Here is an 11,488-nt window from a genome sequence, read left to right on the forward strand (position 1 = left end):
TTGAAAAGGTTTATAAAACCTAAAGGAAATTTTATAACACTGAATAGGTATGAAGATGAGCTAAAGGAATATGGGATAGAACAGTCAATAGATAATATAGAAGCTGTTGTTATTGGTGTAGGAAAAAACAATTTATGGCCTCGCTTTAAACAAACTTTTCTTAAAATTTTGAGACAACATCCTCAATTGATAGAAAACCTAAATAACGACGAGGGCTTGTTAAATCAACATGATTTTATAGACTCAGAAAAAGGAGGTCATTTTTTAAACTTATTAGCAGATGAATACCACGATATAGCATTAGATAAATTAACTAAAAAAGTAGAAAGTAATGACAGAGGTATTTAACATTGAGGAATTTGATTGGTATACTATCGAAACTCTTCAAAAATTATGTTACTATGAAACAACAGCAACTTCTGCGATAAAGTTACTTTTTAAAATTGCAAATAAAGAAAATCAACTAAAGCAAAAAGCGTACAATGCTTTTAATCATGTTTTTCAATCTAGATTAGGAGAGACCTGTTTGAATTATAACTATAGATTACAAATATTACAAGATATTGAAGACTTTACAGGAATAAACCTGCTAGTAATTTCAGCATATCAAAGAGCATTAAAAAGTCATGCCTATTCTGGTAATATTCATTCAGGAGATATTGATTATATAGAAAAACAATTTAAACCTTCAAAAAAAGAGGAATTAGATTATTTTAAGAAAGTAATAACTAAACTAAAAGCAATAGCTCTAGACTATGAAAATGATTATTCTGAGTTAGCAAAAAAGGCTTTAGTTTTTAGGCTAATGGATCAAGCTTTATATGGTGATTTTAATGGCATAATGGCTTTTGTAAAAGAAATTTCTGAAAAAGAAAGTGCTTTGTCTCAAGAAATAAGAACACCTTTGTTAGAATTAAAATCTAAGAAGTTTGACCTTAGTGTTGAGAAAAATACGACTATCAATGAAATTTTAGAGAAGTATATCCCTAATACAATAAAAGAAGAGCTTGAAACCATAGTAATAAATGCTCCTTGGGTTAATGAAAAAAATGAGAAAGGTAGATATATCAATCTTTCTGGCGAAAAAGCAAAGGAATTAGCAAGGAAGTATTTTGAAGATAAAAACCACACTTGGTTAAAACATTTAGATTTATTATTAAGTGGAGAGCAAAAGCAAACTTTCCTTTTTGCCGAAGAGCTAGCAAAGTTGTACGTCAAACCATTTATTAAATTAAATATAGTTAGAATAGTAATTACTTTAAGTAAAATTAAAAGTGAACAGCAAAACGGAATTTTTCTTAATGGAATTATAAGTGGTTGTAATAATGATGAAATTACAAGATTAGCTATTGATTTATTATTAAAATACGATACAACCAGTTTTTTTAGTCTATTAGCTACTAAATATATCAAAATACTTACGTATTCTGATTTAGAAAAAATAAAACCAATATTACATAAAAGCGATAGATATTTGTTTAACATTGAATATTTGGACTATTCAAATTTAACTAATGGAGAATTTAAAGAGTTCATAAACTGGGTAAAGGAAATAAACCAATCTTTTGCTCTACAGTTGATTTGGGAGCTTTTAAGAAAAGAAGATAGGTGGAATGATTTAAAAGATATAATTAATAATTTATTATATCAGGATAACATATTTGATTTTAAATCATCTATAAACTCTAGTTTACATATTGAAGATTTAATTTTAAAATCTTTAAACGATAATGCAGATGAAGATAAAATAGACTTCATTACTAAAAAGGTATTAGAAAAGTACCAGGATTATTCGTTTAATGATGAAGGGTTTCTGAATAATCTACTTTATTCACTCTTAGATAAATATTGGAACATAACTTGGCCAATTATAGGAGAGTTTTTGATTGATAACTCTATAACTAGCTTTGGATTACGAACTTTTCTTGATAGGATAACTTTTAAGAATGAACAACTTTATCTTTGGGCTCTAAAAGATGATAAGCATACTTCAATAGCGATAAAATACATGGAAGTATTTGATGAGAGCGAAAACGGAAGTTTATCATGGGATATTTATGCTAAAAAGCTAATAGATGAAAAAGGAAATACAAATAAGTTTCTTGAAAATTTACATAGTAAGTTTATAAACTATAGCATAATTGGTATTTCAGCTGAAAATTTATATAAAAAAAGAAAACAATTAATTGAGGAGCTTGAAAAGCACAAAATAAAGGAAGTACAAGAATTTGCATTTAATATGAAAGAAGTTTTGGTTAAAAACATAGAGCAAGAAAAAATACAAAGAGAAAATTACGAATAAATGGAAAGATAAAATAATAAAACATTAGATGAATTAAAGAGAAAATGATTTGGTGGTAGAGAGGCGATTAATCGCCTCTCCACCAATATCAGTCTCCACCAATACCATCCAAAACAACAACCATAAAAATGGACAAATTCAAAAATAAATACCGCATCTCCTCTACCCGATTACAAAATTGGGATTATGCTAGCAATGGTGCTTATTTTATAACCATTTGTACCAAAAACCGAGAACATTATTTTGGTGAAATAAAAAACAAAGAGATGCAGCTTACCGAAACAGGAAAACTAGCAGAAACCTATTGGATGGAAATACCCGAACACTTTCCCTTTGTTACTTTAGGCAACTTTGTAATAATGCCCAATCATGTGCATGGTATCTTGATAATAGATAAGCCTACTTCACAAGTAAAGACGTTGCAGTGCAACGTCTCCACAATACAGGACAACAGCTCCACAACCAATGACAAAGCAAAGAGACTGCAATGCAACGTCTCCACAATGCAGGACAAGATCTCCACTAAAAACCAACAGATGTCAAAAATTGCCCCGAAAGCAGGCTCAATTTCAACCATTATAAGATCCTATAAATCTGTAGTAACCAAAAATGCCCGAAAAATAGACACCAATTTTGCATGGCAATCACTATTTCATGATCATATTATTAGAAATGCAAAAGCATTTGACAACATTCAAAATTATATAGCCAATAATCCTTCAAAATGGGATGAGGATACATTTTTTGAATAGCTTAGAAAATAATATCTGCATTAAGTACAGACGTTGCAGTGCAACGTCTCCACAAGACTATCCACCACCAATAATAAAAAACAGCAATTCCCCTAGACAAACTATATAATTCAATATTTTTGTTTTTCTAAAAAATAAAATTAAAATGCAAAAACTACAACCTATCATGTTGGTTGGCACTGGATCAGATGTTGGAAAGAGCTGGATAACAACAGGTATTTGTAGATGGCTTAAACAAAAAGGATATACACCTGCTCCGTTTAAAGCCCAGAACATGTCATTAAATAGTTTTTCTACCCCTGATAATTTAGAAATTGGAAGAGCGCAGGCCGTGCAAGCAGAAGCATGTGGTATTCCGCCAACGGTAGCAATGAACCCTATTTTATTAAAACCCTCATCGGTAAATAAATCGCAAATTGTATTACATGGAAAACCAATTGGCGACCAAACTGCCAAGGAATATTTTTTAGGAGACAATAAAAAACACCTATTTGAAGAAGCTAAAAAATCGTTTCATCAACTAGCTTCAAAACAGAATCCTATTGTAATGGAAGGTGCTGGAAGTATTAGTGAACTAAACTTAAAACATAGAGACATTGTAAACATGCGAATGGCTGCTGCAGCTAATGCCTGCGTATATTTAGTAGCAGATATTGATAAAGGAGGCGTATTTGGTAGCGTGTATGGTACTATTGAATTGTTAGAAGAGTGGGAACGTAAATTAGTAAAAGGTATTATTATTAATAAATTTAGAGGAGATACTGCTTTATTTATTGATGGAAAAAAGAAACTAGAGGAGCTCACTAAGATTCCTGTTTTGGGTGTTTTACCCTATGCAAAAGATATTGTAATTGAAGAAGAAGATTCAGTTGCTTTAAACCAAAGAGCAACAACGGCGATTGAAAACAAATTAAACGTAGCCGTAGTGAAACTACATTACATGTCTAACTACACCGATTTTCAATCGTTAGAACAAGAACCGTTAATCAATTTATATTTCACTAGAAATTCGGAAGAACTAAACAAAGCAGATGTACTGATTATTCCGGGTACAAAAAATACGATTGAAGATTTAATAGCCTTAAAAAAAGACGGTTTGGATACCATTATCAAAAAGCAATATGCACACATTCCTGTTATTGGGATTTGTGGAGGCTATCAAATGTTAGGAAACACTGTAAAAGATCCTTTTTCAGTAGAAAGTAATAATTTACAAGAAGAAGGATTAGGATTGTTTGATATTGAAACCACCCTAACAAAAACGAAACAAACGATACAGCGTAATTTTCAGTTTAAAAACTTTAAACAACTTTGTGAAGGTTATGAAATTCATATGGGAGAAACGATTGTACCTAAAAACAAGCATTTAAATCGTATTAATAATAAAGAAGAGGGCTATTTTGATGGAAATAAAAGTTGGGGAACCTACTTGCACGGTATTTTTGACAATCAAGAAATTGTAACAGAACTACTACAAGTAAAATACCCAAATGCTGAGGCTATCAATTATAAAGTTTTTAAATCGGCACAATTTGATAAATTAGCTGATTGGATTGATGAAAATTTAGACATGGAAACCATCGTAAAAAATAGCGCACAAGAATGTTAAACGGCCATGGTGATGACCTTCATTTGATAGAAGGAGAAATTAAGCACAACTTTAGTTCAAATGTGTATTATAAAGGATGCCCAGAATCGTTACTTGATGAAATTTCAAAAAATATTAAAGAGATTCAAAGCTACCCCTCTCCTATTGCCAATGAGTTGAATGACTTAGCAGCAAAAAAGTTTCAACTTCATAGCAATCAATTTTTGTTTACCAACGGAGCAACAGAAGCCTTTTATTTAATAGCGCAGTTATTTTCAGCAAAAAAAGCAGCTATTGTAGCACCTACTTTTGCTGAATACGAAGATGCTTGTAGTATTTTTAAGTTGGACTACCAGTTAATTTCTAGAGCAGCAATAAAAGATACGAACGTAGATCTACTGTTTATATGCAATCCTAACAACCCAACTGGAACTTCTTTTTCTAAAAAGGAACTGGAACTTCTTTTTAAGCAAAAACCAGCAACTACATTTGTAATTGATGAAGCGTATATTGAATTTACAGATAACTTAGAGTCTGTTTCTTCATTAACTACTAAGCATGCAAATTTAATTGTCGTTCGGTCATTAACAAAAACATTTACGATTCCTGGATTACGATTAGGCTATATCATTTCAAACCCCTCAAACATTAGTACACTATTAGCACTAAAGATGCCTTGGAGTGTAAATACGTTAGCTATAAAAGCGGGGGAATTCATTTTTAACAATTATAAAACACTTCAATTCAATGCCTCTGAATTGTTAGAAGAAACTACTGTTTTTAAGAAAGAGCTTAAACGAATAAAAGGTATAAAAGTTTGTGAAAGTAATACTTCTTATTTTTTAGTTGAATTACTGAATAGACCGGCAAAAGAGTTAAAAGAGTATTTAATAGAAAAGCATCAAATTTTGATTAGAGACGCCACAAACTTCAACAATTTAGAAGGAGAACACATTCGTCTTTCAACACAAAATAAAGCCGCTAATCAGCTACTTATTCAAGCATTAAAAGAATGGATTTAACTTCAATTTACATACTAGTTATTGCATTTGGTTTGGATTTACTTTTAGGAGATCCTAAAAAACTACCGCACCTTATTATACTATTTGGTAATAGTATTTCTTTGGGTGAGAAATGGCTTAATAAAAATAAGCACCAACTTTTAAAAGGAGCCTTTTTAACCATCACTTTAGTTAGTATTTCTTTTACGGTACCGTATTTAATTATAAAGTGGCTGCATGCATGTAATTTTAAAAGTATAGCCACTGTGTTTTCGGTTGTAATGTTGTTTTACTGCCTAGCCAACAAAACATTGGTAAAAGAAGGCTATGCTGTTTTTAATACACTTAAAAACGAAGGATTAGAAGCTGGGCGTAAACGTTTATCGTGGATTGTTGGTCGTGAAACAAATAATTTAAATGAACAGCAAATTAGAATCGCTACTTTTGAAACCATGTCTGAAAATTTAAGTGACGGTGTCATTGCTCCACTTTTTTATTTTTTAGTATTAGGAGTTCCTGGTGCTATGGCGTATAAAATGATTAACACCTTCGACTCTATGATTGGGTATAAAAATGATCGATATCTATTATTTGGTCGGTTTGCTGCAAAACTAGATGATGTTGCTAACTATATTCCATCAAGAATTACTGCACTATTAATGTTACTTGTTCAGTTTAAAATACATGGAATTTCTTTTGTTTTCAAAGAAGGAAAAAAACATAGTAGTCCTAATGCTGGATACCCAGAAGCCTCTTTAGCATTTATTTTAAATTGTCAATTTGGTGGTCCTAATTATTATCATGGAAAATTAGTTGATAAACCTTTTATAGGAAACAATAACAGGAATATAGAACATGATGAAATTAAAAGAGTTGCTACCATTAACTATAGCTCAAGTATTCTTTTTATTGCAATTATAATAGGATTACTCGTATTTTTTCAACATGTATAACCTACCTAAAAAACATATCATTACTGGGGCTCCAGGCACTGGAAAAACCACTTTAATAAATCTTTTAAAAGATACAGTTCCTTGCATGGATGAAGTTTCTAGAAGAGTTATTATTGATGAGCAAAAAAATAATAGAAACGGAATGCCATGGGAAGACATCCACCGATTTACTGATCTTGTTTTCGAATTAACAACTAAAGAATTATTAAATTCAAACACGCTAATTTGTGATCGGTCTTTATTAGATTTAGAAGCCTATTTAACGGTAGCAAATAAACCAATTCCTAATTACTTACGAAATTTTCCTTATAAAAAAAACTACCACACAACTGTTTTTTTTGCACCAACTTGGTTTGATATTTACTGTAAAGATGCACAAAGATTACAAGAATTTGAGTATTGTTTAACCCTAGAAAAAGCACTACTAGAACAGTATACCAAAAAAGGATTTGAAATTATAATGCTTCCTAAAACTTCTGTTACTACAAGAAAAAAACTGGTTTTAGAAACTATCGTATAATAAAATACTATATATTCGCTTCGATTTTTGGTTTCTTATTCTTTCATAAAATTTTTGAATAAGAATTAAAAGGGAATTTGGTGCAAATCCAAAACTGTTCCCGCAACTGTAAAGCTTATTAAAGGCTTCATTAACAAAAACCACTGTAGGTAAAACTATGGGAAGGTAAATGAACGCTAAGCTAAGTCAGGAGACCTGCCTAAATCAAAACATAATTTAAACTTTCGGGAATAAAAGTTAACGTGTTCGATGGCCTATTTTTTGTAGGCTTCTTACTCTTATATTTTAATTTCTGAGCAAATAAAACTTAATGAAATTAAAATTAGTTTTCTTTTTTCTACTTAGCAGCAATTTATTGATTGCTCAAAAAACAAAATCTGTTCAACTTTTAAATAAAGTAAACAAGCATCCTATTCAATTTTCTTCTATTGTAAATAATAATACTAAAAAAGGAACAACATCAAATAATAAAGGTTTTTTTAATATTGTTGGGAAACCGAACGATACTATTAACATTTCGTACATAGGGTATAAATCAGTTAATTTTCTGTTTAAAGACTTACCTACTATCATTTATTTACAACCAACATCTTTTGAATTAAAAGCAATAGATATTTCTGCTAACAGCAGAAAAAGTGTTGAGTTAAATAAACTTCAGATAAAAAACTTAGATGCACCACTAACTACAAATAATGTAAGTTCGAAAATATTAAAACTTAGAAATTCAAATGATTTAGGGAGTGCTGTTAAAAGTGCTACAGGAGTTAGACCAATAAACAGGTATGGTGGTTTTCAAACATTTAGAATTAGAGGATTTAATAATTTCGTACTCTTAAATGATGGAGTAAGAGACGAGCGTCATAACCTTTCAACAAGTGCGCCTAGTACCAACTTAGCAAATGTTAGCCATATTGAAGTACTTAAAGGCCCTGCTGGTGTTATGTTTGGACATTCTGCTTTGGGTGGTATTATAAATATAGTGCGAAAAAAACCTACCTCTACTTTTACTGGCGAGTTTAGTGCTACTTATGGTTCTTTTGACACCTATGAAATGTCTGCAGGTATCGGAGGTCCAATAAATAAAAAATTAAAATATAGGGTAGATTTTGGGCTTACTAAGTCAAATGGCTGGAGAGATTATCGGGTGAACACTAATAATGCTTCTTTTTCACTTAACTATACGCCTACTAAAAAAGATATTTTAGAAGTATCGTTCCAAACCAATAATGATATATATGATACCGACACAGGTATTCCAGTTGATGAAAATGGAGATATTGTTGCAGGAATGGATCCGAAAACAAGGTATAACGATCCTCAAGATTATTTAAAGCACAAACGTTTTGATTTACAGATTAAATACAAGCATAAATTTAATGATAAGGTAAAATTAAGTAATAATTTATCGTGGTCTGATGATGATATCAATTACCTATCTACAGAATGGCTTTATTTTAATACTGCTAAAGATTCGATAACTAGAGGGTTTCCTTTTTACTTTAACCATACAACAAATACAATTCAGAATCAATTAGATGTAAGTTATCAATTTAACACAGGTAAAATAAAGCACAAATCTATTTTTGGTAATTCTATAACTTTTTTAGACAGAAAATCATTTAGAGGAAGCGTAATTGGTCCTGGTGTAAAAACTACTATTTCAGTAATAGATCCGATTTTAAACCAAGGACACATAGAAGCTGTTGATGAAAGAGTACAAATAAGAGATGAATTTAATAGTGGATTTTATTGGCAAAACTGGTCAGATATCTCTAATCAACTTAAAGTTTTAATTGGTATACGTTATGATATTTTTGAAGGAAGCTATGCTACTGATAAAATTAATGCAGATAGATCACTTATTGAAGCTGGTAAAGAAACAAAAATTCCTTCAACTGCTTTAAGTTATAGAGCTGGTTTAGTGTACCAACCTTCTAAAAACTTTAGTATTTTCTCTTCATATTCTAACTACTTTAAACCTTCTAGAACAATATCACCAAGTAGTCAAATTTTTGATCCGGAAGAAGGCTATCAATTAGAAGGAGGTATTAAATTTGAAAAACTGAATAAGCTAAACATTACCCTTTCTAGTTTTTACATTTTAAAGCATAATATAGTAGAACGAAATAAAGTTAATGAATACCGTCAAATTGGAGAGGCTGATTCTAAAGGAATAGAATTAGATATAGAATATACACCACTTAAAAACATATACATTAAAGCTGGATACGCTTTTACAGAAGCTAAAATACGTGCTTATGATGCAAGTGATTCACAAACAAAAAAAGAAGGTAATGCACTACCTTTTGCACCAAAACATTTAGCAAATATGTGGCTTAACTATGAGCTAAAAAATGGGCTAGGCTTTGGTATTGGTGGTAATTATACGAGTGATAATTTTACAAACTCTAATAATTTATACAAACTGCCTTCATATGCTCTTCTTGATGGTGCCATTTATTATCAAAAAAACAATGTTAGAATAGGCTTAAATATAAATAACATTACCAACAAATTATATTTTACTGATGCTATTTATGAGTATCAATTCTTCTCTGGAGCAGAAAGAAACTTTAGACTTAATCTAAGCTATAAATTTTAACCCTCTTGAAAAAACTTATAACTATACATCATTATTTAGGCACTTTATTTTTTATGCTATTCCTTGTTTGGTTTCTTTCAGGGTTTGTAATGATGTATAAAAGTTTTCCTTTTTTAGGTAAAGAAGAGAAAATACATCGTAAAAAAGAAACTAGCTTAGCTTCTAAAAAAATTCTACCTCCTACTGCTATATTCGAGCAAGACACCATCAAAACGATACACAAACTAAGAGTTAACTCGATTCTTAACAATATCGTTTACCATATAGAAACTGGCTCGGGAAATCTTATTTCAAGATATGCTAAAAATGGAGAACTTGTAAAACTTACTAAAAATAAAGCGTTAGGTATTGCACAAAATGCTACTAATTTAAAAAGTACAGCTCAAGTCAACGTTCTTAAAGAAGTAGATCAATGGATTCCTAGACCCAAATACATTAAACATTTACCTATTTATAAAGTAACGTTTACAAACCGAGAAAACACATGGGTTCATGTATCTTCTCTTACTGGTGAGGTTTTAAATATTACCACCTCTCATGATCGTTTTTGGGCATGGGTTGGTGCCATACCACATTGGATTTATTTTAAAGACATACGCATACATAGTTATTTTTGGCAACAACTTATTTTATGGTTGGCTGGATTAGGTTTACTAATGACACTTACCGGAATAGTTACGGGGTTAATTCGCTATAAAAAGAAACCCAAAGCAAACTTTAAAAGGTTTAAAAATAAATGGTATAACCTACATTATTATTTTGGTTTAGGTTTTGGCTTATTTATTTGCACATGGGTATTTAGTGGCTTCATGAGTATGACTCCTTTTAATTGGGTGCCTAGCTCCTCTTTAAACCAACACGACAAAAACGTTTGGCAAGGACAAAACTTCACCTTAAAAAGTATTACTAATAAAGATTGGGATAATTTTAAAAAAGTTGCTTCCAAATCAAGTTTTAAAGAAATACATTTTTCTTTATTTAATGATAATGTCTTTATTGAAAAATTCAACAAAAACACTGTTAAAAATTATTGCATTACAAATAGTAATTACAAGGCAACAAACCAGCAATATATTGATAAAATAAACGAATTTAACATCAAAGAAAAAGTAACTGAATTAGTAGTACTTAATAAATATGACGCCTATTATTATGATCGGAAAAATATAAAAACACTTCCTGTTGTTAAAATTTTCACCAACCAGGATAACTATTATTACATCAATCCAAAAACAAATAGGGTACTTCTTAAATCTGCTCCTAAAAACAGAACAGAAAGATGGTTATATCATGGCCTACATAGTTTAGATTTTTCATTTCTTACAAAAAATCGACCACTTTGGGACATAATACTGATTTTCTTACTCATTGGAGGAACTATTACTTGCGTAACTGCTACTGGTTTGGGAATTAAATTCATTAAGCGTAAAATCAAAAAATATTCAAAAAAAAGAAAAGCTAAAAAAGTATCAAAGTATTGAGTTAAAAAGAAGAAAAACTAATTATAGACTCAATCCTGTAATAAAAAATCTATATATTCGCTTCGATTTTTGGTTTCTTATTCTTTCATAAAATTTTTGAATAAGAATTAAAAGGGAATTTGGTGCAAATCCAAAACTGTTCCCGCAACTGTAAAGCTTATTAAAGGCTTCATTAACAAAAACCACTGTGGGTAAAACTATGGGAAGGTAAATGAACGCTAAGCTAAGTCAGGAGACCTGCCTAAATCAAACCAATTTATAATAATAACTCTCGGGTAAAGAGTTAGAA

At 30.5% G+C, this 11,488-nt stretch carries 9 protein-coding genes and 2 riboswitches; all 9 genes read left to right on the forward strand.

The genetic code is table 11. The annotated features are described in order from the left end of the window. Complete coding sequence (locus ACKTTQ_RS08070) at nucleotides 1-348, forward strand: hypothetical protein (protein WP_408048898.1); 348 nt, start codon at nucleotides 1-3, stop codon at nucleotides 346-348. After that, a complete protein-coding gene (locus tag ACKTTQ_RS08075; RefSeq protein WP_408048899.1) occupies nucleotides 332-2,302 on the forward strand; it encodes a hypothetical protein in 1,971 nt (656 codons plus the stop codon). Before ACKTTQ_RS08070 ends, ACKTTQ_RS08075 begins: the two co-directional genes overlap by 17 nt. A 536-nt stretch (nucleotides 2,303-2,838) precedes the next feature. Next, nucleotides 2,839-3,054, forward strand: a complete 216-nt coding sequence (locus ACKTTQ_RS08080) for a hypothetical protein (RefSeq protein ID WP_408048900.1) — start codon at nucleotides 2,839-2,841, stop codon at nucleotides 3,052-3,054. A gap of 145 nt (nucleotides 3,055-3,199) precedes the next feature. Beyond that, nucleotides 3,200-4,663: a cobyric acid synthase gene (locus ACKTTQ_RS08085; protein WP_408048901.1), complete on the forward strand. Its 1,464-nt coding sequence runs from the start codon at nucleotides 3,200-3,202 to the stop codon at nucleotides 4,661-4,663. Further along, nucleotides 4,657-5,664 (forward strand): pyridoxal phosphate-dependent aminotransferase, encoded by a 1,008-nt coding sequence (locus ACKTTQ_RS08090; protein WP_408048902.1) that lies wholly within the window; start codon nucleotides 4,657-4,659, stop codon nucleotides 5,662-5,664. Before ACKTTQ_RS08085 ends, ACKTTQ_RS08090 begins: the two co-directional genes overlap by 7 nt. Further along, the gene (gene cbiB, locus ACKTTQ_RS08095; RefSeq protein ID WP_408048903.1) at nucleotides 5,655-6,596 is read left to right on the forward strand and encodes an adenosylcobinamide-phosphate synthase CbiB; all 942 of its coding nucleotides are present in this window, start codon (nucleotides 5,655-5,657) and stop codon (nucleotides 6,594-6,596) included. Before ACKTTQ_RS08090 ends, cbiB begins: the two co-directional genes overlap by 10 nt. Beyond that, nucleotides 6,589-7,116 carry an AAA family ATPase gene (locus ACKTTQ_RS08100; RefSeq protein ID WP_408048904.1) on the forward strand — a complete coding sequence of 176 codons (528 nt, stop codon included), beginning with the start codon at nucleotides 6,589-6,591 and terminating at the stop codon, nucleotides 7,114-7,116. The genes cbiB and ACKTTQ_RS08100 overlap by 8 nt, the downstream gene beginning before the upstream one ends. Nucleotides 7,117-7,127: 11 nt before the next feature. Further along, a riboswitch (cobalamin riboswitch) is annotated at nucleotides 7,128-7,333 on the forward strand. Nucleotides 7,334-7,426: 93 nt separating this feature from the next. Further along, a complete protein-coding gene (locus ACKTTQ_RS08105) occupies nucleotides 7,427-9,718 on the forward strand; it encodes a TonB-dependent siderophore receptor (protein ID WP_408048905.1) in 2,292 nt (763 codons plus the stop codon). A gap of 5 nt (nucleotides 9,719-9,723) precedes the next feature. Continuing rightward, the gene (locus tag ACKTTQ_RS08110) at nucleotides 9,724-11,199 is read left to right on the forward strand and encodes a PepSY domain-containing protein (protein ID WP_408048906.1); all 1,476 of its coding nucleotides are present in this window, start codon (nucleotides 9,724-9,726) and stop codon (nucleotides 11,197-11,199) included. A 53-nt stretch (nucleotides 11,200-11,252) separates the two neighbouring features. Continuing rightward, nucleotides 11,253-11,458, forward strand: a riboswitch (cobalamin riboswitch). Nucleotides 11,459-11,488 lie beyond the last annotated feature (30 nt).

Source organism: Tenacibaculum halocynthiae (genome assembly GCF_964512825.1).
In the GTDB taxonomy this organism is placed as follows: Bacteria; Bacteroidota; Bacteroidia; order Flavobacteriales; family Flavobacteriaceae; genus Polaribacter; species Polaribacter halocynthiae.

Coding starts and splice junctions, on each gene's coding strand:
- ACKTTQ_RS08075 (WP_408048899.1), top strand. CDS start 332: ATGACAGAGGTATTTAACATTGAGGAATTTGATTGGTATACTATCGAA.
- ACKTTQ_RS08080 (WP_408048900.1), top strand. CDS start 2,839: ATGTCAAAAATTGCCCCGAAAGCAGGCTCAATTTCAACCATTATAAGA.
- ACKTTQ_RS08085 (WP_408048901.1), top strand. CDS start 3,200: ATGCAAAAACTACAACCTATCATGTTGGTTGGCACTGGATCAGATGTT.
- ACKTTQ_RS08090 (WP_408048902.1), top strand. CDS start 4,657: ATGTTAAACGGCCATGGTGATGACCTTCATTTGATAGAAGGAGAAATT.
- cbiB (WP_408048903.1), top strand. CDS start 5,655: ATGGATTTAACTTCAATTTACATACTAGTTATTGCATTTGGTTTGGAT.
- ACKTTQ_RS08100 (WP_408048904.1), top strand. CDS start 6,589: ATGTATAACCTACCTAAAAAACATATCATTACTGGGGCTCCAGGCACT.
- ACKTTQ_RS08105 (WP_408048905.1), top strand. CDS start 7,427: ATGAAATTAAAATTAGTTTTCTTTTTTCTACTTAGCAGCAATTTATTG.